The sequence below is a fragment of the Cupriavidus sp. 96C5-1 genome (genome assembly GCF_057798855.1).
Window position 1 is genome coordinate 254,998 of the sequence record NZ_JBYOJU010000001.1, and the last position, 20,965, is coordinate 275,962.

The 20,965-nt window shown below is 59.5% G+C and carries 20 protein-coding genes; 18 read left to right on the forward strand and 2 right to left on the reverse strand.

Annotated features, from left to right (window positions below; all coding sequences use genetic code 11):
- The first annotated feature begins 16 nt into the window (after nt 1-16).
- The 3 genes from AC3FOF_RS01195 (at nt 17) to AC3FOF_RS01205 (ending at nt 3,242) form a co-directional block, all read left to right on the forward strand.
- A complete protein-coding gene (locus tag AC3FOF_RS01195) occupies nt 17-988 on the forward strand; it encodes an aspartate carbamoyltransferase catalytic subunit (RefSeq protein ID WP_017226470.1) in 972 nt (323 codons plus the stop codon).
- 63 nt (nt 989-1,051) lie between these two features.
- The gene (locus AC3FOF_RS01200) at nt 1,052-2,326 is read left to right on the forward strand and encodes a dihydroorotase (protein ID WP_276268080.1); all 1,275 of its coding nucleotides are present in this window, start codon (nt 1,052-1,054) and stop codon (nt 2,324-2,326) included.
- Between the two features lie 64 nt (nt 2,327-2,390).
- Nucleotides 2,391-3,242 carry a 1-acyl-sn-glycerol-3-phosphate acyltransferase gene (locus AC3FOF_RS01205; RefSeq protein ID WP_017225533.1) on the forward strand — a complete coding sequence of 284 codons (852 nt, stop codon included), beginning with the start codon at nt 2,391-2,393 and terminating at the stop codon, nt 3,240-3,242.
- Nucleotides 3,243-3,273: 31 nt separating this feature from the next.
- Here the strand turns inward: AC3FOF_RS01205 and AC3FOF_RS01210 are convergent, their stop codons facing one another.
- Nucleotides 3,274-4,119 carry a symmetrical bis(5'-nucleosyl)-tetraphosphatase gene (locus AC3FOF_RS01210; protein ID WP_488725681.1) on the reverse strand — a complete coding sequence of 282 codons (846 nt, stop codon included), beginning with the start codon at nt 4,117-4,119 and terminating at the stop codon, nt 3,274-3,276.
- 242 nt (nt 4,120-4,361) lie between these two features.
- Here AC3FOF_RS01210 and rfbB point away from each other — a divergent pair, with 242 nt between their 5' ends.
- From rfbB to rfbC, 15 genes are all read left to right on the forward strand, one after another.
- Nucleotides 4,362-5,426 carry a dTDP-glucose 4,6-dehydratase gene (rfbB, locus tag AC3FOF_RS01215; protein ID WP_488725561.1) on the forward strand — a complete coding sequence of 355 codons (1,065 nt, stop codon included), beginning with the start codon at nt 4,362-4,364 and terminating at the stop codon, nt 5,424-5,426.
- Nucleotides 5,416-6,336, forward strand: coding sequence for a dTDP-4-dehydrorhamnose reductase (rfbD, locus tag AC3FOF_RS01220; protein ID WP_488725562.1), 921 nt, complete (start codon nt 5,416-5,418; stop codon nt 6,334-6,336). The genes rfbB and rfbD overlap by 11 nt, the downstream gene beginning before the upstream one ends.
- Before the next feature lie 155 nt (nt 6,337-6,491).
- Complete coding sequence (locus AC3FOF_RS01225) at nt 6,492-7,586, forward strand: MraY family glycosyltransferase (RefSeq protein ID WP_276268084.1); 1,095 nt, start codon at nt 6,492-6,494, stop codon at nt 7,584-7,586.
- Between the two features lie 2 nt (nt 7,587-7,588).
- Entirely contained in the window at nt 7,589-8,464 is an 876-nt protein-coding gene (locus AC3FOF_RS01230; RefSeq protein ID WP_488725563.1) for a Wzz/FepE/Etk N-terminal domain-containing protein, read from the forward strand.
- Between the two features lie 164 nt (nt 8,465-8,628).
- Nucleotides 8,629-9,765: a glycosyltransferase gene (locus tag AC3FOF_RS01235; RefSeq protein ID WP_488725564.1), complete on the forward strand. Its 1,137-nt coding sequence runs from the start codon at nt 8,629-8,631 to the stop codon at nt 9,763-9,765.
- A gap of 101 nt (nt 9,766-9,866) precedes the next feature.
- Nucleotides 9,867-11,312 (forward strand): mannose-1-phosphate guanylyltransferase/mannose-6-phosphate isomerase, encoded by a 1,446-nt coding sequence (locus AC3FOF_RS01240; RefSeq protein WP_488725565.1) that lies wholly within the window; start codon nt 9,867-9,869, stop codon nt 11,310-11,312.
- 187 nt (nt 11,313-11,499) lie between these two features.
- On the forward strand, nt 11,500-12,405 hold the full coding sequence (locus AC3FOF_RS01245) for a hypothetical protein (RefSeq protein WP_276268088.1): 906 nt from the start codon (nt 11,500-11,502) through the stop codon (nt 12,403-12,405).
- On the forward strand, nt 12,402-13,652 hold the full coding sequence (locus AC3FOF_RS01250; protein ID WP_488725566.1) for a glycosyltransferase: 1,251 nt from the start codon (nt 12,402-12,404) through the stop codon (nt 13,650-13,652). The genes AC3FOF_RS01245 and AC3FOF_RS01250 overlap by 4 nt, the downstream gene beginning before the upstream one ends.
- Nucleotide 13,653: 1 nt before the next feature.
- Nucleotides 13,654-14,895 (forward strand): hypothetical protein, encoded by a 1,242-nt coding sequence (locus tag AC3FOF_RS01255; RefSeq protein ID WP_017230037.1) that lies wholly within the window; start codon nt 13,654-13,656, stop codon nt 14,893-14,895.
- Nucleotides 14,896-14,981: 86 nt separating this feature from the next.
- The gene (locus tag AC3FOF_RS01260; RefSeq protein WP_035816483.1) at nt 14,982-16,010 is read left to right on the forward strand and encodes a GHMP family kinase ATP-binding protein; all 1,029 of its coding nucleotides are present in this window, start codon (nt 14,982-14,984) and stop codon (nt 16,008-16,010) included.
- The gene (locus tag AC3FOF_RS01265) at nt 16,007-16,594 is read left to right on the forward strand and encodes a D-sedoheptulose 7-phosphate isomerase (protein WP_017230039.1); all 588 of its coding nucleotides are present in this window, start codon (nt 16,007-16,009) and stop codon (nt 16,592-16,594) included. Before AC3FOF_RS01260 ends, AC3FOF_RS01265 begins: the two co-directional genes overlap by 4 nt.
- On the forward strand, nt 16,594-17,286 hold the full coding sequence (locus AC3FOF_RS01270) for a nucleotidyltransferase family protein (RefSeq protein WP_488725567.1): 693 nt from the start codon (nt 16,594-16,596) through the stop codon (nt 17,284-17,286). Before AC3FOF_RS01265 ends, AC3FOF_RS01270 begins: the two co-directional genes overlap by 1 nt.
- On the forward strand, nt 17,283-17,840 hold the full coding sequence (gene gmhB / locus AC3FOF_RS01275; protein ID WP_488725568.1) for a D-glycero-beta-D-manno-heptose 1,7-bisphosphate 7-phosphatase: 558 nt from the start codon (nt 17,283-17,285) through the stop codon (nt 17,838-17,840). The genes AC3FOF_RS01270 and gmhB overlap by 4 nt, the downstream gene beginning before the upstream one ends.
- Before the next feature lie 111 nt (nt 17,841-17,951).
- Entirely contained in the window at nt 17,952-18,824 is an 873-nt protein-coding gene (gene rfbA / locus AC3FOF_RS01280; protein WP_035816487.1) for a glucose-1-phosphate thymidylyltransferase RfbA, read from the forward strand.
- A gap of 11 nt (nt 18,825-18,835) precedes the next feature.
- Nucleotides 18,836-19,387 carry a dTDP-4-dehydrorhamnose 3,5-epimerase gene (gene rfbC / locus AC3FOF_RS01285; protein ID WP_488725569.1) on the forward strand — a complete coding sequence of 184 codons (552 nt, stop codon included), beginning with the start codon at nt 18,836-18,838 and terminating at the stop codon, nt 19,385-19,387.
- Nucleotides 19,388-19,604: 217 nt separating this feature from the next.
- On the opposite strand, the gene AC3FOF_RS01290 is transcribed toward rfbC, so the two are convergent.
- Nucleotides 19,605-20,873, reverse strand: a complete 1,269-nt coding sequence (locus AC3FOF_RS01290; protein ID WP_017230044.1) for an oligosaccharide flippase family protein — start codon at nt 20,871-20,873, stop codon at nt 19,605-19,607.
- Between the last annotated feature and the right edge of the window lie 92 nt (nt 20,874-20,965).

Consider the following 20,965-nt stretch of genomic DNA (forward strand, 5'->3'; position numbering starts at 1 on the left):
GCCCTTTCTACCTGCCATGATCAAGACGTTCCGCAACCCGCAACTGACCAAGAACGGCGAGCTCAAGCACCTGCTGTCGATCGAAGGCCTGTCGCGCGAGATGATCGCGCACATCCTCGATACCGCCAGCCAGTTTGTCTCGCTGTCCGACTCCGACCGCGATGTGAAGAAGGTACCGCTGCTGCGCGGCAAGAGTGTGTTCAACCTGTTCTTCGAGAACTCCACACGCACCCGCACCACCTTCGAGATCGCCGCCAAGCGGCTGTCGGCGGACGTGCTCAACCTGAACATCAACGCTTCGTCCACCAGCAAGGGCGAGTCGCTGCTCGACACCATCAACAACCTGTCGGCGATGTCGGCCGACATGTTCGTGGTGCGCCACGCCAGTTCCGGCGCGCCCTACCTGATCGCCGAGCATGTCGCGCCCCATGTGCACGTCATCAACGCCGGCGACGGCCGCCACGCGCACCCCACGCAGGGGCTGCTCGACATGTACACCATCCGCCATTACAAGCAGGATTTCACCAAGCTCACGGTGGCCATCGTGGGCGATATCCTGCACTCGCGCGTGGCGCGCTCCGACATCCACGCGCTGACCACGCTGGGCGTGCCCGAAGTGCGCGCCATCGGCCCGCGCACGCTGCTGCCTTCGGGACTGGAGCAGATGGGCGTGCGCGTCTTCCACAATATGGAGGAGGGACTCAAGGGCGTGGACGTGGTGATCATGCTGCGCCTGCAGAACGAGCGCATGAGCGGCGCACTGCTGCCGTCGGCGCAGGAATACTTCAAGGCCTACGGCCTGACGCCGGAGCGCCTGGCGCTGGCCAGGCCCGATGCCATCGTGATGCACCCGGGACCGATGAACCGCGGCGTGGAGATCGACTCCGCCGTGGCCGACGGATCCCAATCCGTCATCCTCAACCAGGTGACCTTCGGCATTGCGGTACGCATGGCCGTGATGGGCATCGTGGCCGGAAACAATGACTGACAGCGCCCGGCCGACCCGGCCCAGGCAAGCCAGAACAACCGAATACAAGCCAAGCGACACGATATGAAGATCCACATCAAGGGCGGCCGCCTGATCGACCCGGCCGCGAACGTCGATGCGCAGCAAGACCTTTACATCGCCGCCGGCAAGGTCGTCGGCGTGGGCAGCGCGCCGGCGGATTTCCATGCCAACAAGACCATCGACGCGACCGGGCTGATTGTCTGCCCCGGCCTGGTCGACCTGTCCGCGCGGCTGCGCGAGCCCGGCTATGAATACAAGGCCACGCTCGAGTCCGAGGTGGCGGCGGCTACCGCCGGCGGCGTGACCAGCCTGGTCTGCCCGCCCGACACCGACCCCGTGCTCGACGAGCCCGGCCTGGTGGAAATGCTCAAGTACCGCGCCCGCACGCTCAACCAGACCCACGTCTATCCGCTGGGTGCGCTGACGCTTGGCCTCAAGGGCGAGACGCTGACCGAGATGTCGCAGCTGACCGAGGCCGGCTGCATCGGCTTCTCGCAGGCCGAGGCGCCGATCCGCAATACCCAGGTGCTGCTGCGCGCGCTGCAATACGCGCAGACCTTCGGATTCACCGTCTGGCTGCGCCCGGAAGATCCCTACCTCGGCGGCGGCGTGGCCGCCAGCGGCGCGGTGGCGTCGCGCCTGGGCCTGTCCGGCATGTCGGTGATCGCCGAGACGGTGCGGCTGCATACGATTTTCGAGCTGATGCGCAGCACCGGCGCGCGCGTGCACCTGTGCCGGCTGTCCTCGGCCGCCGGCATCGAGCTGGTGCGCCAGGCCAAGCGCGAAGGCCTCGAGGTGACCTGCGACGTCAATATCCACCATGTGTCGCTGACCGACATGGATATCGGCTATTTCAACTCGCAGATGCGTTTCTCGCCGCCGCTGCGCAGCGCGCGCGATCGCGACGCCATCGTGGCGGGCCTGTCGGATGGCACCATCGATGCGCTGTGCTCGGACCACACGCCGGTGGACGACGATGAAAAGCTGCTGCCCTTCGCCGAGGCATCGCCCGGCGCCACGGGCCTGGAGTTGCTGCTGCCGCTGACGCTGCGCTGGGCCGAAGAGCACAAGGTGCCGCTGTCCCGCGCGCTGGCCCGCATCACCGCCGAGCCGGCCCGCGTGCTGGGCCTGGCAGCCGGTACGCTGGCTGCGGGCAGCGCGGCCGACATCTGCATCTTCCATCCCGAGCAGGAGTGGAAGGTGGAGCGGCGCGCGCTCAAGAGCCAGGGCAAGAACTCGCCCTGGCTGGGCTACGACATGCGTGGCCGCGTGCGCACCACGCTGGTCGGCGGCCACGTCGTCTACGAACTGCACTGAGCGCCATGCCGGGCCAAATGGGCAAGGGCAAGACGATTCGGGCAGGTTTGCCAGCGAGGCTTGCATGATCCGGCTGCGCAAGATCGCGCTGGTCCTGCACCTGCTGCGCGGCCTGCTGACCTGCGCGGTGCTGTTCCCATGGCTGGGCGTGGCATCGCGGCAATGGCATATCCGCCGCTGGTCGCGGCGGCTGCTGCGGATCTGCGGGGTCACGGTCGAGGTGCAGGGGCTGCAGCCCGGACAGGCGGCGCCACGCGGCGCCATGGTCGTGTCCAACCATATCTCCTGGCTGGACATCTACGTCATCAATTGCTGGCAACCCGTGCGCTTCGTGGCCAAGTCCGAGATCCGCGACTGGCCCGTGATCGGCTGGCTGTGCGGGCAGACCGGCACCATCTTTATCGAACGCGCGCGCAAGCGCGATGCGCACCGCGTGCTGCACGCCATCACCGACGTGATGCTGCAGGGTGACCTGGTCTGCGTGTTCCCGGAGGGCACCACCACGGACGGCACCAGCGTGCTGCCGTTTCATGCCAACCTGATGCAGGCGCCGATCTCGGGCGGGCTGCCGGTGCAGCCGGTCGGGCTGGCCTACCTGGATGCCGCCACCGGCCAGCCAACCGTGGCACCGGCGTATATCGGGGATCTGACCCTGCTGCAGACGCTGGATGCCATCCTGCGGTCGCCGCCGATCATCGCGCGGCTGTGTTTCGCGCCGACCCTGACCGCTTCCAGCGCCAGCCGGCGCGAGCTGGCCGAGGCCGCGCGGGAAGTGGTGAGCCATCTGAGCCAGGGTGCGCAGGCGCACGCTGCTGAACTGGCGGTGCGGGTCAACGGCGAAGCCGGGACGGCAACAGTCCGGGAGGGTGAGAGCGGCGAACGCGCCGCTACGCACGTGCCGGCGTCCATGCCGTAGGGCGGTTTGCCCCCGGCCATGGGCTTCGGCTTCAGGCGAGCGGGTCGCAATATTGCGGACACGCCACCTGGATCAACGAGCGCTGCGCCGGATCCCGCGCCAGCCGTGCCGCCGTCAGCTTGCCCCCCCAGACACATCCGGTATCCAGCGCCATGAGATTGGGTCGCATCACCAGCCCCAGCGTCGACCAGTGTCCGCATACGACCGTGGTGTCCTCGGTGCGCCGGCCGGGCACGTCGAACCAGGGCATATAGCCGGCCGGCATGCTGCCGGGTCCGTCCTTGGTCTTGAGATCCATCACGCCTTCCTCGTTGCAGAACCGCAGGCGGGTGAGGGCGTTGACCACCACTCGCTGACGCTCGATGCCGCGCAGCCCTGCGTCCCATCGGTTCGCCGCATTGCCGAAGACGCCGCCCAGGAAAGCCTTCCAGCCGGGGCCGCGCAACTCGCGCTCCACTTCTCCGGCCAGTTCCATGACCTGCGCTGCCGTCCATTGCGGCAGCACGCCGGCGTGCACGAGCAGGAAGCCGTTTTCATGGATCGCCAGAGGCCGATGCCTGAGCCAGGTGATCAATTCGTTACAATCGGGGCTTTCGAGAATATCCCCCAGGGTGTCCCCGCGACCGGTTTTGCGCACGCCGGCGGCAACGGCCAGCAGGTGGATATCGTGATTGCCGAGCACGGATTCGGCGCGCTCGCCAAGCTGGCGTACGGTCCGCAGTGTGCGTGCCGAAGCCGGGCCGCGGTTGACCAGATCGCCGACGAAGCGCAGCCGGCTATCCGCGGGCAGCCGCTGGGTGATGAGTTCGTCCAGAGAGGCCGCGCAGCCTTGCAGGTCGCCGATGGCGAAATGTTGAGTATTAGTCACAAATTTGATTTGCCTGAATAATTGCACAATAAATTGGTTTTTTATTTCCAATATTGTGCGGACAATTCGGGGAAGACGTTACAACAGGCTACAAAAAGATGTCAGTTCCGGGCAAGGCCCCGTCCCCGGTCGGATAGAATACCGCCACTTCTGCAGGTACTTAAGATCCCGCCGTCCCCACAATGGATCAAGGCGGGCGCTCGGCATTGGCCGGGCTCTCGAAATACATCGAAGGGCAGGGAGCGCAGCTTTTGTCTCATATTCTGGTTACTGGCGGTGCAGGCTTCATCGGCGCCAACTTTGTTCTGAACTGGCTGGGCGCCGACGGCGCCGACAGCATTGTCAATGTCGACAAGCTGACCTATGCCGGCAACCGCAAGACGCTCGCCTCGCTGGACGGCGACAGCCGTCATGTCTTCTCGCAGACGGACATCTGCGACCGCGCCGCGCTGGACCAGCTGCTGGCGGCCTACCGGCCGCGCGCCGTGGTGCACTTTGCCGCGGAGAGCCATGTCGACCGCTCCATCCACGGCCCGGGCGAGTTCATCCAGACCAATATCGTTGGCACCTTCACGCTGCTCGAAGCGGTGCGGGCCTACTGGGGCGGGCTGGATGATGAAGCCAAGGCGGCCTTCCGCTTCCTGCACGTCTCCACCGACGAAGTCTTCGGCTCGCTCGAGGCCGGCGATCCACAGTTCTCCGAGACCACGGCCTACGCGCCCAACAGCCCGTATTCGGCATCGAAGGCGGCGTCCGACCACCTGGTGCGCGCCTACCACCACACCTACGGGCTGCCGGTGCTGACCACGAACTGCTCCAACAACTACGGTCCGTATCACTTCCCCGAGAAGCTGATCCCGCTGATCATCGCCAACGCGCTGGGCGGCAAGCCGCTGCCGGTGTATGGTGATGGCCTGAACGTGCGGGACTGGCTGTATGTTGGCGATCACTGCGCTGCCATTCGCGAAGTGCTGGCGCGCGGCCGTCTGGGCGAGACGTATAACGTCGGCGGCTGGAACGAGAAGACCAATCTCGACGTGGTGCACACGCTGTGCGACCTGCTCGACGAGCTGCGCCCCAAGGCGTCCGGCTCGTACCGGGACCAGATCACCTTCGTCAAGGACCGTCCCGGCCACGACCGGCGCTATGCCATCGATGCCCGCAAGCTGGAACGCGAACTCGGCTGGAAGCCGGCCGAGACGTTCGAGAGCGGCATGCGCAAGACCGTCCGCTGGTATCTGGACAATCAGGCGTGGGTGCAGGATGTGATGTCCGGGGAATACCGGAACTGGGTTGAGAAGCAATATGCAGCATAAGGCGCTGAGTATCCCAACCTTTCTTGTAACAGGAGGCAACGGCCAGGTCGGGTTCGAACTACGCCGCAGCCTGGCCCCGCTCGGCAATGTGATCGCACTCGATCGAGCCGCATGCGACCTGTCGCGCACGGACGCCCTGCGGCGGCTGGTCCGCCAGCACCGGCCCGACGTGATCGTCAACCCTGCCGCCTACACGGCAGTGGACAAGGCCGAGACCGACGCGCAGACCGCGTTCGCGGTCAATGGCGCCGCCGCCGGCGTGCTGGCCGAGGAGGCCAGGGCGCTGGGCAGCCTGCTGGTGCACTATTCGACCGACTATGTGTTCGACGGCCGCAAGGACGGCACTTACGTGGAGACGGATGCGGTCAACCCGCAATCGGTCTACGGCAAGAGCAAGCTGGCCGGCGAGCAGGCCATCGCGGCGTCCGGCGCGCAGGCGCTGGTGCTGCGCACCTGCTGGGTGGCTGGCGCCCATGGCGGCAACTTCGCCAAGACCATGCTCAAGCTGGGCCGGGAGCGCGACAGCCTGCGCGTGATCGCTGACCAGTTCGGTGCGCCGACGACCGCAGCGCTGATTGCCGACGTGACGGCGCAGATCGTGGCGCGTCACTGGCTGCACGGCCAGCGCGAAGTGTTCCCGGGCGGCGTGTACCATCTGGCCGCCGCCGGCGAAACCACGTGGCACGGCTATGCCACCGAAGTCCTGCGCCATGCAGCGGCACGCGGCGTCGAGTTGAAGGTGGATCCGGCGCGTATTGAAGCGATCCCGGCCACCGCTTACCCGCTGCCGGCGCCGCGCCCAGCCAACTCGCGCCTGGACACTGGCAAGCTGCGCGGGACTTTCGGTATCCACTTGCCAGACTGGCGGCAGGGCGTTCATTACCTGCTCGACCAAATTCTGTGCATCTGATGGCGTTGAATCTGCCGATAGTGCTGTGGCGTTCAGAGGGCAGCGCAAATCAGCCGCTGCCGCGTCGGATATTCCTGCGATTCCCGGAATTAATCCGGCCGCGGGTTGCGCATATGATTAATCTTGTTGATGTGGCGCAGTAGTTACGGGTGTCTATGATTACTATTACTTTAGCATTTCTCGTGTCATCGCTGCTCACTTTCCTTGTGGTGCGGTACTCGCGTCTTCATGAGCATTTCACTGCCGACTGGGATCTTCAAGGTGTACAGAAACATCATGCCAAGCCCGTTCCTCGAATTGGAGGGCTCGGAATCGCGGCGAGCCTGGTCGTGGTGTCGATTATTACCTGGTACCGGCCGGATGTAGTGACTGGCGCCGCGATGCTGAAACTCGTGGCCTGCGCTGTGTTCGCATTTGGCGCCGGTTTCTGGGAAGATTTGACAAAATCCGTGGCGCCGCGCGAGAGATTGATTGCCACCATGGTTTCGGCTTTGGCTGCCAGTTGGATTCTCGATGCCAGGCTTGCCCGGGTAGATGTGGCACTGGTGGATCAGATTCTTTCCATTACCGTCGTATCGATTGCTATTACCGCGCTCGCGGTTTCCGGGCTTGCGAATGCGATCAATATTATCGACGGATTTAATGGCCTTGCATCCATGGTCTCGATGATCATGTTTTTGTCATTGGCCTATGTCGCCTTCCAGGTTGGCGATGCGTTCGTGCTGACCGTGGCCTTTGCGATGATTGGGGCGATATTCGGTTTCTTTATCTGGAATTTTCCCGCGGGTACAATTTTTCTCGGGGATGGTGGTGCTTATCTGATTGGATTTGTCCTGGCGGAGCTGGCTATCCTGCTCATTGCAAGGCATCCGCAGATATCTGCCTGGTACCCATTCTTGATGGTGATTTATCCGATTTTCGAGACGCTCTTCAGCATCTATCGCCGGAAAGTGGTCAGGGGCGTGCCGGCCGGGCATCCTGATGGCGTGCATCTGCACACCCTGGTCTATAAGCGACTGATGCGTTGGGCTGTGGGTAGCGCCGATCATCGTCATAAGCTTCGGCGCAATTCGATGACATCCCCTTACCTCTGGTTGCTCAGCTTGTTTGCCGTCGTTCCCGCAACACTGTTTTGGAATAATGGAATCGTCCTTGCGATATTCTCGGCCGTATTCATGATTTTTTATGTATGGCTATATTGGCGCATTGTGCGCTTTCAAGTTCCGCGATGGATGATTTTTCGAAAGTAAGGATGACGATGCCATTTACCAGGTCTACGGTATCCCGTGATGATCAGGACGCTGCTCTTGGTCGGATGACACTGGAGTTCCTAAAGAAGTCCAAGTATTGGCTGCTTGCTGGTGCGATTCTCGGCGGAAGCGTTGGGTTTGGCGCGTCTTTTCTCATCCGCCCGCAGTGGGAGGCCAGTACCTTGCTGCAGGTCGGGCAGATCGCGGGGGATGAGGGGGCCGCCTCCCTTTTGGAACCTCCGGCGAGAGCGGTCGACCGGATGAAATCCACGCAGTTTCTTGAGGCAGTTATTTCCGGGCTTGCCATCCGGCGGTCGGAAAATGAAGTGAATCCGGAAGCCGAGCTGATTCTGAAATCCACCAACGTAGCACAGATGCGGAATTCGGATCTCCTTCAGGTATCCGTGCACGGATATAGTGGAGAGCAGGCCAGGACAGCGATCAACGGGATCGCGAGTGAGATAGCCAGTGTCCATGCCACAGTCGCCAAACCGACGATCGACAGGCTGAAGGACGAGCAGGCTGCAGTCGAGCAGTCATTGTCTGCGGAGGAAGGACGTAAATCCGAATTGCAGAAGCTTGCGCAGAAAGAGTTTGGCGGAGACGTGGCGCGGAAATTCTCCGAAGGGGTTCTACTGACGCATTTGCTTACCGAGAACGATGCGGCTGTGCGGCAACTTCAGCGCAGGCAACGTGCGCTGAAAGAGCAGTTGGACCCGGCCCGCACATTTGGTACGCATGCGCTAGGACCAGCCGATGTCAGCCCGCGTGCGGTTTTCCCTCGGAAATCTCCGTTTGTCGGGGCAGGCATTCTGGCGGGACTGGCGCTGACTGTGATGCTGCTCCTGATCCAGTGGTCGCGCCGTCATCGTGAATAACTGGCGCCATCCATCTGTGAGTATACGAGCATCCCAGTGCTGAAGAAATTCATTCCATTCTGGCTGAGGTGCTTTGCTTTTGGGCCCGTTGCTGTCCTTTGCCTTGTGGGATTTGCAAAAGCGTCGGGATGCTGGGGTTGGGAATTGCTGGAGTGTTGAGGGTGATGTCAAGGATCGTTCATTTCGGGAAATATTATCCCCCAGACGCCGGCGGCATTGAAAGCGTTACGTCCAGTCTCGCGCAGGGTGCAGCAAATTCGGGTTACAACGTAACCGTGGTCTGCTTTAAGAAAGCGCCTGCCGACGATAACAGTGTTGTCAATGGTGTCCGGGTAGTCCGCTCGCCGATAGGCAAGATGGTTGCATCGCAACCACTAGGCCTGAAATATCTGAAGGTGTGCCTGAGAGAGGCGCGCAAGGCTGACGTGATCCACTTGCATGTGCCAAACATGCTCGGCGCCCTGTGCTGTCTATTGATTGGCAAAAAGCCACGCCTCTTGGTGCATTGGCATAGTGACGTGATTAACAAGGGGGTGCTGGGGAGACTGATGAAGCCACTTGAGGTCGCCCTGCTGAAGCGGGCGGACTGCATTGTCGCTACATCGCAGGTCTACGCCGAGGCTTCCCCCCTGCTCAGCCGTTTCGCAAAGAAGGTGTCTGTCGTCCCGATCGGTGTGACGGATACCCGAGGGCGGACCACGTCAACACAGGATTCGTCGCACCTCCCTCCAGAGCTGGCAAACAAGCTATCCGGCAAGAAACTGGTCCTTGCCGTCGGACGACTCGTTTCGTACAAGGGCTTCAACGTGCTGATCGAAGCTGCCAAGCATCTTCGAGACGATACGGTAGTCGTGATTGTCGGCGGTGGCCCATTGCAGGAATCGCTCCAGGCCTCAATCCGCAATGCAGGCATGGATAGCCGTGTCCATCTGGCTGGAAGACTAAGCGACGACGCCTTGCACGCGCTTTTCGCCCACGCTGCCCTTTACTGCCTGCCTTCGGTAACCAGGGCCGAAGCGTTCGGCGTGGTGTTGCTGGAGGCGATGGCATACGGGCTGCCAATCGTGGCTACGGATATTCCAGGCTCCGGCGTTCCTTGGGTGAATCAGCATGGCGTCAGCGGGATCAACGTTCCCGTGAACGATCCCGTGGCGCTGGCCAAGGCGTGCAATCAGATCCTGGATTCGGATCGGGAGCGCGCCCGTCTTTCAGAGGGGGCTCGCCTCAGGTTCATGACCGAGTTCACTGAGGACGTCTCAGTGCAGCGGATGATGGCGACGTACGTTCGCCTGGTAGCGTAGCCGGCAGATTGTGCGATCGTGTGAAATTGAGGCTCCGGATCCATGTGTCGGGTGGGTAATTTGATGATGCAGTCAGTGTCGGTGTGGCAAGGGAAAAACCAATGATCTCGGTTACTCCAGTTATTCTTTGCGGTGGCTCTGGTACCAGGCTCTGGCCCTTGTCACGGGCGGGGTTCCCAAAGCAGTTCCTGTGTTTGACGGGCAAGGAGAGTCTTTTCCAACAGGCCGTCGAAAGGATCACCGCGGTGGGCTCTGACGATATCCATGTTGCCCCTCCGTTTATCGTAAGCAATGAGGGGCACCGCTTCCTGGCCCTGGAGCAAATGCGGGAGATCGGCGCCGCCCTTGGCGCAGCCTTGCTGGAGCCAGTCGGGCGCGGTACCGCGCCTGCATTGACCGTTGCGGCGCTTGCTGCACTGGAGGCGGGGAATGATCCTATTCTTGTCGTAACGCCTGCGGACCAGGCCATTTCGGAGCAGTCAGCCTACACGGCTGCCCTTCAGGTCGCTGTCCGCGAAGCTGCCGGTGGCGCCATCGTGATTCTCGGGATCCCGGCAGAGCGCCCCGAGACGGGGTATGGCTACATCAAGACAAAAGCCGGGGCTGATGTGTCAGCGGCGGTCTTCGATGTCGAGGCCTTCGTCGAGAAGCCTGACACACCCACCGCTCAGCGCTACCTGGACGAGGGTGGCTACTATTGGAACAGCGGGATGTTTGTGCTTCGCGCCTCACTCTGGCTGGCCGCGCTCGAGTACTTCCGCCCCGATGTCCTGCTAGCCACGCGGCGGTCCTGGGAAAAGCGGAGCAAGGATGAGAACTTCATACGGCCGGGCAATCTCGAGTTTGCCGATATACCGGCTGACTCTGTCGATTGCGCGGTGGTGGAGCGTTGCCCTGGAAGTGAGTTTCCCATCAGGATGGTGCCGCTCAATGCTGGCTGGAGTGACCTGGGCGCCTGGGATGCGATCTGGAATGTGCTGCCGAAAGACGGCGCTGGCAATGCCCATATGGGAGATGTGATCACCTCCGACAGTCGGAATACTCTGGTGCATGCTACCAGTCGATTGGTTGCCCTCGTTGGTGTAGAAGACCTCGTTGTCGTCGAGACCCCGGATGCAGTGCTGGTGGCGGACAAGTCTCGCAGTCAGGAAGTGAAACACATCGTCAGCACCCTCGATCAGCAGCAACGCAAAGAGCACACCTTGCATCGGAAGGTGCATCGCCCTTGGGGCTGGTATGACAGTGTCGATGAAAGCGATCGCTTCAAGGTCAAACGCATCCAGGTGAAGCCAAAGGCCAGCTTGAGCCTGCAGAAGCACTATCACCGGGCCGAGCATTGGATTGTGGTCAAGGGAACCGCTGAAATCACCTGCGGAGATAAGACCATCCTGCTCACCGAAAACCAGTCGACCTACATCCCGCTTGGCGAAATCCATCGGCTGGCCAATCCGGGAAGCATTCCATTGGAGATCATCGAGGTCCAATCAGGCAGTTATCTCGATGAGGACGACATTGTGCGGATCAAGGACAGCTACGGGCGTCATTGAGTCTTTATATGGCGAATGTACGTGGCGGGCAGGATATCAATGGCGTGTACAAGGAGAGCATCAGGTGCTGTACTGCCGGAGCCATTCCCGCACGCTGTTCATTCGTCATGCATGGCCTATCGCCGGGCTGCCGATGGCGAGAAATAGGGTCTATTGAGATATAAGGCAGTGACCTATAAGCCGCGTCATGAATCAGGTGCCCGTTATTTCATCCCGGTGCATCGAAATTAATACCCTGGATTCAGCTGCAATGACAACCAACCCGCTACCAGCGACTCGTGAGAAAAAATGCATGCGAGTTGCAGTTATTGGAGCATGTTATTATACGTCCGCTTCGCGCTTCTCGAAGGTAACGGGATCGTTCCTGCGTGGCTTGTTGCCGGATAACTGTGCTGCGGAAGAATACCTTGTCAGCATGCGTTCACCGGTGCCAACCGCGGCAGAGCAAGAAGGAGGGGCGTCCTGGATAACGAGCACCGGGCGCTATCTCGATATCTCCGCATATGCCTCGGCAGCGTCAGTCATTGATGGCCATGACTTATATCTCATCCTGAACGACACCCTGTTCACCAAACATCCGTGGCGCTTGATCGCCAAGCGCCTTCGGGCAATGATTCCCAGTTTGGCAGCCATCGGCGAGCCCGCCGCTGCCGGCGAAATCCATCCCTCCACTGATTTACTGCTGCTGGATTCGCGGAATCCCACGCGACGCCACTTATCGACATTCTGTTTCTTGCTCAACCAGGCGGGATTCGCAGTATTCAAGCAGCTTGTTGATACGCTACCCGGGAGCGAATCGAACGATGACGTTCGCAACTGGTTGAGTGATCATGCTGGAAAGCATGCGCCATTGAAGCATCTCCTGCATGTGCACCTGACTGGCCCGGCGAGCCCGTGGTCCTGGAAAGGCAGGTTGAATGACGGCGTTTCAGAGGACCTGCTGCTCAGCAAGGCTGTCACGGTGGCGTTCGAATACCTGCTCAGCGAGCAGCTATTGCGCCATGGCGGCCTGGTCATGCCAATAAATATCGGGCTGAACTATCGCGTGTGCGCGAAGGCGGCTGCATTGTATTCACGAGTCGGACGTAAATGAAGAGAATAAAGATACTCGCATTGGGGCCGCAGGAGGTGATTCCTCCGGTGGACGGAGGGAAGGAGGGCATTCACGGTGCCCTTGCCTCGCTTGCCGAGCAGCTCGAAGTTACCTATGCCTATCCGCGTGCGGAGAACAGCGAGGATGCGGCTGCGGGTTATAAGCAGATCGGCGTTCGCCAGATTGCCGTGCCATTCAAGCCGCTGGAATCGATCGGCGTCATCCTGGCCTCCACGATCAAGGCGAAGCCATACAAATTCGAAAAATACTCGGCCGGGACGGCCGCGCGAGCCTATATCGAAGCCATCGGCCCGGCCCAGTTTGACGCCATCCTTTGTTTCCACCCGCACACCGTCGCATTGGCGGAGAAGATCAAGCGTTCCACGGGCTGGCAGGTGCCGATCATCCTGCGGGAACACAATATTGAATACGAACTGGTACGTAGCTATCGCGACTCGCTGAGCGGTCCGCGAAGGCTGGCGGCCGGCCTGTTTGCCATGCTCACGCGCATGGAGGAGATGCACATCTGGCGCCGTGTCGATGCGGTGGCCTTTCTGACCGACCACGACCTGGCGATCGCGCGTGAGCAGGATACCCGCAGCAATTTTTTCCTTGCTCCCGAAGGGATCCCCATTCCGCCGAGGCGTGAGGCAAGGAGACCTGCTGCGGCCCCCCTGCTGGTTCTGCTGAATCCTCGCGCTACCCAGAGTGTTGCCAGCTTGAAGCGCTTCCTCCATACCGTATGGGTACCGGCATCGCGCGAACCAAAGCTGCAACCGCTATCACTGGTTATCACCGGGGTGGAGATGGGGCGACTTGCCGAACTGGTCGACATGACGCCGGACAGGCTTGCGGAGCTGCGCGTAAAACCCCTGGGCTTCGTGCCGTCGCTGAAATCCGTTTTCGAAAGCTCGCTTGCGCTGGTTTCTCCGACATATGTCGGCGGCGGGATCCGGAAAAAGATACTCGAAGCGATGGCCAATCAATTGCCTGTGATGGCAACCAGGCTCGATGTCGAGAGCTGCGGCTACTTTCAGGCCGGCGAGAACCTGATCTCCTTCGATTCGCCGGCCGACTTCATTCGTGGTGTCGAGCCTCTAATTGGGGACGAAGTATATTGGACGAGAATCGCCGAGGCCGGGCGCAATGCGGTTGAAGTCAATGCTAGCTGGACGCTTTTTGCAGACGAGATTCGTGCGCAAATCACTCGACTCATGGGTGGTGTAGAGCACGCGGTCCGGAATTAATATGATCATTTCCTGGTTGCTGTCAATCGCATTTTCGGCGTCAATTTCATTGATGGCATTTGGTGCGGTTTATCGACCTGAAATGCTCGGTTATCTGGCGGCCTCGCCGGGCACCTTGCTGATCGCTTGTTGCCTGCCGTTGGTGCTCTTGGTTCGCCTGGTGGAGGGACGTGCTCATTCGGCTATCAGCATTAATGCCTGGTGGCTGATTGGTTATGGTCTCGTAGCCTCATTCCTGTCCGCGCTTTTTTTCGGATTCACACCGCTATATGTAACGAAGTCGGCTACGCTGCTCGTGCTGTCGGCCGTCTGGTTGGCGCCCTTGCTGTTCTTTGATCATGTGCGCATTCAGCACCTGCGCGCGGCACTCATCGTTGCGCTCGTCATTTGTGCAGTTGGCTACATCTTTGGTGATTTCTTTTCGGGGAGTTTGCCACCGGCTGTCAGGGAGATTATATTCGGCGCTGGATACCAGGAAACGCTGGATTCACGTGCGCGTGGATTCATGCAGGAGACCTCCCATTTTGCGACGCTCGTCGGGCGGTATGCGATGATGCTCTATCTCCTGGCCGAGATGCCACGCCGCTATTCGGCGAAGCGGCAGGCGGTGTTCATGCTCTTCCTGGTTGTCTTGTTGGCGGTAGTCGGTTCAAAGGGGGCTGCAATCAGCATCCTGGTGGCGTTCTTATGCATCAGCCTGACCCGGCGTCAAATCCCCTATCTCCTCCTCTTTGCGCCGGTTGTGGTTTGGGTTGGTCTCCAGCAAGCGCAAGCCGTTGCATATGACCTTAGCAATTTCACTTCAGGGTCGACACGTCTCACGCTATGGCTTGCCGGCTTGGCCGGCCAGCTGTCAGATCCGATAGGCTACGGCTACTATGGCTTCTATTGGGCTGTGCAGCACTTCGGGGGGGAGGCGATGAACTGGCTTGGCGCGCAATTCCCGCTCAATTTTTCAGAGGTGGTTGATATTGTTGAAGGGCTGAACAACGTCTCGACAAAATCGACCCTGCTCGATTTCCTTCTTGTGTATGGCGTATTCTTCCTGTGGATGATGTATGCGCTATGCCGCCGCATCAATCTGGGCGACCCTCGCGCCAGGGCCGCCGTCATTTATTTGCTTCTGACATCGCTGGCAACTAGCGCCCACGAGTCGATATCTTTCTTTCTTGGCTTTGTGGTGCTGATTATCGCTTTCCCACGATCTGAGAGCCGGCCAGAGCCGGTGGTGATACGTGGCTAGAACGATGCTGTACCAATTCAGGGCATTGAGTTGATGATTTTGGGGTGCCCCCCCGTCTGGATGAGTGTATTTCAGGTGATTATTATATGATTATTCGAGCTCGCGCACCCCTTCGCCTTGGTCTTGCCGGTGGTGGTACCGACGTGTCGCCGTATTGCGACATCCACACTGGGGCAGTTTTGAATGCGACTATCGATAGATATGCGTATGCAGTAATAAAGATACTTGACGAGCCGATTGTCCGATTTGTTGCATCCGACCAGGTGCTTGTTTCGGAACACAGCGTCGATGATGTTCTGTCGACCGGCTCAAAGCTGGCGCTGCACGCCGCGGTATATCGCGAAATCATGCAGGTCTATAATAATTCGGTGCCGATGGCGCTCGAGTTGACGACTTTCTGCGATGCGCCGGCGGGTTCGGGGCTCGGCTCTTCCTCGACTCTGGTCGTGACAATGATCAAGGCGTTTGCCGAGCTTCTCAGGCTTCCGCTGGATGACTACACCATTGCGCGCATGGCTTTCAAGATCGAGCGCATCGATTGTGGCTTGAAGGGCGGGCGGCAAGACCAATACTCGGCCACTTTCGGCGGCTTCAACTTCATGGAGTTTTACGCGGAAGAACGGGCGCTTATCAGTCCGCTTCGCATCAAGAGCTGGATTATCAGCGAACTGGAAGCGTCACTGGTGTTATTCTACACCGGCGTGTCACGGGAATCGGCCAAGATAATCGCAGATCAAAGTGATAATATGCAGTCCGGAAAGCAGGATGCTATGGAGACATTTCATAACATCAAGCATGAGGCCTTCGTGATGAAGGAGTGCCTGCTTAAAGGCGATTTTGCCGGGATTGTCGATTCCATGCGGCAAGGGTGGGAGAACAAGAAGAAAAGCGCGCGGACCGTCTCCAATCCGCATATCGACGAGATCTATGATGCCGCTATTTCAGCCGGCGCGTCGGCAGGTAAGGTCTCTGGTGCTGGGGGTGGGGGATTCATGATGTTCTTTGTGCCGCCCGACCGGCGCATGGAAGTGATTCGCACATTGAATAATTATGAAGGCCAGGTTAGTAACGCGCATTTTACCAAGCACGGCACCCAAGCATGGAGCATTGCATGAACAACACCTACATCGTTGAGCAGGTCAAGGAAACACAGCGCATCATGGGCGAGATGCTCGGTGACCGGGCGTTGTTGGCAGTTGTCGAGGCGGCCGCTCTGGCTTGCGTGAAATCGCTGAAAGCCGGTGGCAAGATTCTTCTGGCGGGCAATGGCGGCAGTGCCGCAGATGCCCAGCATATTGCAGGGGAACTTGTGAGTCGCTTTGCATTCGACCGGCCCGGGCTTCCGGCAGTCGCCTTGACGACCGATTCCTCGATCATGACTGCAATCGGCAATGACTACGGCTTCGAGAAACTGTTTGAACGCCAGGTTCAGGCACAAGGCAAGCCGGGCGATGTGCTGATCGGCTATTCGACATCGGGTAAATCGCCAAATATTCTCAAAGCCTTCGAGATGGCACGCCAATCCGGCATCGCTACGATTGGCCTGACCGGTAATCGCGGTGGCCCCATGACGGAACTTTGCGATTATCTGCTGGCAGTTCCCTCGGGAAATACGCCCAAGATCCAGGAGGGGCATTTGGTGCTGGGCCATACTCTTTGCGGAATCATAGAGAATGAGATCTTCGGGGAGGCCGCTTGATGGAGGCTATCATTCTGGCTGGTGGCCTCGGTACTCGCCTCCGCGAAGTGGTGGCGGATGTGCCCAAGGTCATGGCTCCCGTCGCGGGTCGGCCCTTCCTGGAGACTCTCCTGGCAACTCTGGCGCGCAAAGGTTTCACGCGGGTGGTGCTGTCGCTCGGCTACCTGGCGGACAAGGTGATGGGACATTTTGGCAGCAGTTTCGGGAGCATGGAACTGGTTTATGAGGTCGAGAATGTTCCCTTGGGTACGGGCGGAGCCATGCGGGCTGCCCTGAACCGTTGCAAGAGCGAGCATGTCTTTGTCTTCAACGGCGACACCTTTCTGGATTTGGAGGTCGGCGACGTCGAACTGGACTGGAGTCGCCATCGCGCTCCGATCATCGTGGCTCGTGAGGTGCCCGACACAAAGCGATATGGCCGCCTCGATACCCTGAGCGGCCGTGTACTCGGTTTCGCGGAGAAGGGAATGTCCGGCCCTGGCCTGATCAACGCCGGATGCTATGTCTTGCCGCGTGGAATTCTGGATCAGTTTGAATTGGGGCGGACATTTTCGTTTGAAACCGAGTATTTGGCGGATGCCGTCAAAGAGCAGCAATTCAATGTTTTCGTAACCCGGGGGTATTTCATCGACATCGGCGTGCCCGAGGATTACGCGCGTGCCCAGGACGAATTGGCGGGCATTGGGGAATGATGGGACGGCCAGCACTGTTTCTTGATCGCGATGGCGTCGTGAATGTTGACCATGGATATGTGTCGACTCCGGCCGATTTCGAGTTCCTGGATGGGATTTTTGATCTCTGTCGGGCCGCAAAGCAGCTTGGTTATTGGGTTTTTATTATTACCAACCAGGCCGGCATTGGGCGTGGATATTACACCGAAGAAGACTTCCAGATCCTGACCGAGTGGATGAAGGATGCCTTCAAGGCTGCCGGCGCGGAGGTCGATGCGGTCTACTACAGCCCGTATCACCCCGAGCATGGCGTGGGCCAGTACAAGAGGGACAGCGATTGCCGCAAGCCTAAGCCAGGAATGCTTGTGCAGGCGACCAAGGATTTTGAAGTGGATCTTGCCGGATCGGTGCTTGTCGGAGACAAGGTCACGGATATTGCAGCCGGTATCGCGGCGGGTGTCGCTCGTAACTTGCTGTTTATCCCCCCGCTGGGCAAGAGTTACGAGCAGGCACCGAACGGGGCCACTGCAGTCATCAAGTCTCTGCGAGAGGCGGTTGCCTATTTAGGGAATTGAGTGCGGAGGCTATGGTTGTGTTATCCGAAGCGGCCCCTGTGAAAGCAGGGTTTTGAGCGCTTTTTGGATATGATCGAGGAATCAGTGATGAATCGATCCGAGGAAAAATATATGACAGCACGCAAAGGTATTATTCTCGCGGGTGGGGCGGGGACTCGGCTCTATCCGGTTACACAGGCGGTTTCGAAGCAATTGATGCCGGTTTATGACAAGCCGATGATCTACTACCCGCTCAGTACGCTGATGCTGGCGGGAATACGGGAAGTCCTGGTGATTTCCACGCAGCACGATACGCCGCGTTTCGCTGAGTTGCTTGGGGATGGCCATCAATGGGGCATGAACATCAGCTACGCGGTACAGCCCTCACCGGACGGACTGGCGCAGGCGTTCATTATCGGCCGGGATTTTCTGAATGGCGATTCCTGTGCCCTGGTTCTGGGGGATAACGTATTCCACGGGCACGATCTGCCGAAAATTCTGAGAAATGCCGATTCCCGTCAGAGCGGGGCCACGGTGTTTGCTTATCATGTGCATGATCCCGAGCGCTATGGCGTGGTGGAGTTCGATGGCAACCAGGCCGCTATCAGCATCGAGGAAAAGCCGCTGCAGCCCAAGAGCAACTATGCGGTGACAGGCCTGTATTTCTATGATCGGCAGGTCTGCGATATTGCTGCCGAGATCAAGCCCTCGGCTCGGGGAGAGCTGGAAATCACGGATGTGAATCGCCGCTATCTGGAACAAGGCGAGCTTAACGTCGAGATCATGGGGCGGGGTTACGCCTGGCTCGATACCGGTACCCACGACAGCCTTCTGGATGCCGCGAGCTTCATTGCTACGCTGCAGAAGCGGCAAGGCCTGATGGTTGCCTGTCCGGAGGAGATCGCTTACGGGCAAGGCTGGATCGACGCGGCCAAGGTGCAGGCGCTGGCCGCGCCCCTTGCCAAGAATGGATATGGCAAGTACCTGCTTGGCCTATTGAACTAGAGAGGACGGAGATGCCTTTTTTAGCGACACCGACAGCGTTGCCGGAAGTCCTGATTCTGGAGCCAAGGGTCTTTGGCGATGACAGGGGCTTTTTCTTCGAGAGCTTCAACCAGAGAGATTTCCAGGAGGTCACGGGCGTCGACACGCCATTCGTGCAGGATAACCACAGCCGCTCCGCCAAGGGCGTGCTGCGCGGCTTGCACTATCAAATCCAGCATCCCCAAGGAAAACTGGTACGGGTTTCGCGTGGTGAAGTGTTTGATGTGGCGGTCGACCTGCGCCGTAGTTCTCCGAACTTCGGCAAGTGGGCAGGCCTGGTGCTTTCGGAGGAGAACAAACGGCAACTCTGGGTACCTCCGGGTTTTGCGCATGGTTTCGTTGCCATGAGCGATGTCGCGGAAGTTCTATATAAGACCACTGACTACTGGTATCCGGAGCATGAGCGTAGCCTGGTCTGGAACGATCCCACCGTAGCGGTGCAGTGGCCGATCGACGCAGAACCGACGCTTGCCGCAAAGGATGCGGCGGGGAAACTATTGGATGAGGCCGATACGTTCGATTGACGAGCGGATCGGGATGACGCGATCTGCCTGATCCCGGGCGTCAAGGGCGCATGTGGAGCACCTCGCCGAGGCTGCTCCACATTGGCCTTCACGCCGTGGAACATCGACACGAATCGTCCTTGCTGCGCTCCGGGCAGCATGGGAGTCGCCGTTTTCCCATGCCCGTGTAGCGGGAGGCGCCTGGCAAACTCCCATTCAGGTATCCGATCAGGACCGGTCAGGCTGGCGCATCCTGCTTCGCCTGTTCGTCGATGGCTGGCCTGCTCTCGCGAAAATAGAACCATGCGAATGCGGCAGCCCCGAACAACTCGGTCAGTATGACTGAAAGGATGGTGCCCTGCGCACCCAGATAGCGGGTGAGCGGCACGACATAAATCAAGTGGAGGCACGTCGCGGCGACGTACACATTCTTCAGCAGCCGGGTCTTGCCCATGGCCATCAAGCCAAGATTGCCAAAGACAAGTGCGACACCGATGATGGGCAAGAGCACCGCCTCCAACTTCAGGAGTGCGATCGATGAGTGGAATTGCTCACCCAGCCAGAACGTGACAGCCCAGTTCGCACCTAGCAGAATCACGGCGAACATGACAACCGCGGAGCCGAAGATCGCAAGCATCGCAACGCGCAGAAGCTTCCGTGCCGCGGTTGGATCAATGGCGTTGTATTGGCTGATGCGAGGATAGAACGCTTGTCCGATGACCACGAAGACCGCTTGTGCCGCCAGGCGGATCTTGTCAGCCATTGCGAACTGGCCGACGGCCACCGGGCCATAGAAATAATTCAGCAGGATTGAATTGAAGTTTACATAGAAGCTCACCATCACGACTGACAGGAACACCGGGAAGCCATCGGTGAGGGTGTCGTAAATGGCCCGCATCCGTACCGCCACGAATGACGCCAGCTTCTTTCTGGCCACGATCAACAGAGCCGCCGCGGCGAGCACCACATTGCCAAGACTGATGCCGAGCGCCGCGAATGCCGCATCGCCATTGCCCTTCACCAGGAGGACCACGCAAAGTACGCTTGCCGCCTTCGAAACGAAGGTAGGGAGAACGAGCGATTTCATCCGCTCGAGTCCCTGGAACAGCCACAAGGGTGTCAGCGCGTTGGCAATCAGGCCCAGGCTGGCCGCGGCGAAAACCGCCCAGTGCGATGTGATATCGGGAACGAAGGCGATACCGGCTATGAGAAGCAGGAGTGCGCCGAGCATGAGCGCGAACCGGCCTGCCATCGTGCAAGAGAACACCTCGCTGAGCATGCGCGGGTCGTCCCGATGCAAGGATACAAGCCGGGTTGCCGTCAGGTTGTAGCCATAGTCGGTCAGCAGGGTCAGATATTGCATGATAGCCTGGCAATAGGCGAGCACGCCGAACTCCTTGACCCCTAGCACGCCGCCGAGATATGGCAGCAACAGCAGCGGAAAGAGGTAGTTACCCCCTTGAATCAGAATCAAATACAGTACTGTCTTCTTGATTGAAGTGCTCATCGGCTTTCTTTAACAGCGTGCGGAGAACACGCGTAGTCACGCGCTCTTGGAGAGGGACCGTATATGTACCGCAGCCGACAAATATCCCAATC

Excerpts from the sequence above, each read along its gene's own strand:
- AC3FOF_RS01245 (WP_276268088.1), top strand. The coding sequence starts at position 11,500 with ATGAATCAGGTGCCCGTTATTTCATCCCGGTGCATCGAAATTAATACC.
- AC3FOF_RS01230 (WP_488725563.1), top strand. The coding sequence starts at position 7,589 with ATGACGATGCCATTTACCAGGTCTACGGTATCCCGTGATGATCAGGAC.
- AC3FOF_RS01225 (WP_276268084.1), top strand. The coding sequence starts at position 6,492 with ATGATTACTATTACTTTAGCATTTCTCGTGTCATCGCTGCTCACTTTC.
- AC3FOF_RS01195 (WP_017226470.1), top strand. The coding sequence starts at position 17 with ATGATCAAGACGTTCCGCAACCCGCAACTGACCAAGAACGGCGAGCTC.
- rfbC (WP_488725569.1), top strand. The coding sequence starts at position 18,836 with ATGCCTTTTTTAGCGACACCGACAGCGTTGCCGGAAGTCCTGATTCTG.
- AC3FOF_RS01200 (WP_276268080.1), top strand. The coding sequence starts at position 1,052 with ATGAAGATCCACATCAAGGGCGGCCGCCTGATCGACCCGGCCGCGAAC.
- AC3FOF_RS01235 (WP_488725564.1), top strand. The coding sequence starts at position 8,629 with ATGTCAAGGATCGTTCATTTCGGGAAATATTATCCCCCAGACGCCGGC.
- rfbA (WP_035816487.1), top strand. The coding sequence starts at position 17,952 with ATGACAGCACGCAAAGGTATTATTCTCGCGGGTGGGGCGGGGACTCGG.
- AC3FOF_RS01240 (WP_488725565.1), top strand. The coding sequence starts at position 9,867 with ATGATCTCGGTTACTCCAGTTATTCTTTGCGGTGGCTCTGGTACCAGG.
- gmhB (WP_488725568.1), top strand. The coding sequence starts at position 17,283 with ATGATGGGACGGCCAGCACTGTTTCTTGATCGCGATGGCGTCGTGAAT.
- AC3FOF_RS01250 (WP_488725566.1), top strand. The coding sequence starts at position 12,402 with ATGAAGAGAATAAAGATACTCGCATTGGGGCCGCAGGAGGTGATTCCT.
- rfbD (WP_488725562.1), top strand. The coding sequence starts at position 5,416 with ATGCAGCATAAGGCGCTGAGTATCCCAACCTTTCTTGTAACAGGAGGC.
- AC3FOF_RS01260 (WP_035816483.1), top strand. The coding sequence starts at position 14,982 with ATGATTATTCGAGCTCGCGCACCCCTTCGCCTTGGTCTTGCCGGTGGT.
- AC3FOF_RS01255 (WP_017230037.1), top strand. The coding sequence starts at position 13,654 with ATGATCATTTCCTGGTTGCTGTCAATCGCATTTTCGGCGTCAATTTCA.
- AC3FOF_RS01270 (WP_488725567.1), top strand. The coding sequence starts at position 16,594 with ATGGAGGCTATCATTCTGGCTGGTGGCCTCGGTACTCGCCTCCGCGAA.
- AC3FOF_RS01265 (WP_017230039.1), top strand. The coding sequence starts at position 16,007 with ATGAACAACACCTACATCGTTGAGCAGGTCAAGGAAACACAGCGCATC.
- AC3FOF_RS01205 (WP_017225533.1), top strand. The coding sequence starts at position 2,391 with ATGATCCGGCTGCGCAAGATCGCGCTGGTCCTGCACCTGCTGCGCGGC.
- AC3FOF_RS01290 (WP_017230044.1), bottom strand. The coding sequence starts at position 20,873 with ATGAGCACTTCAATCAAGAAGACAGTACTGTATTTGATTCTGATTCAA.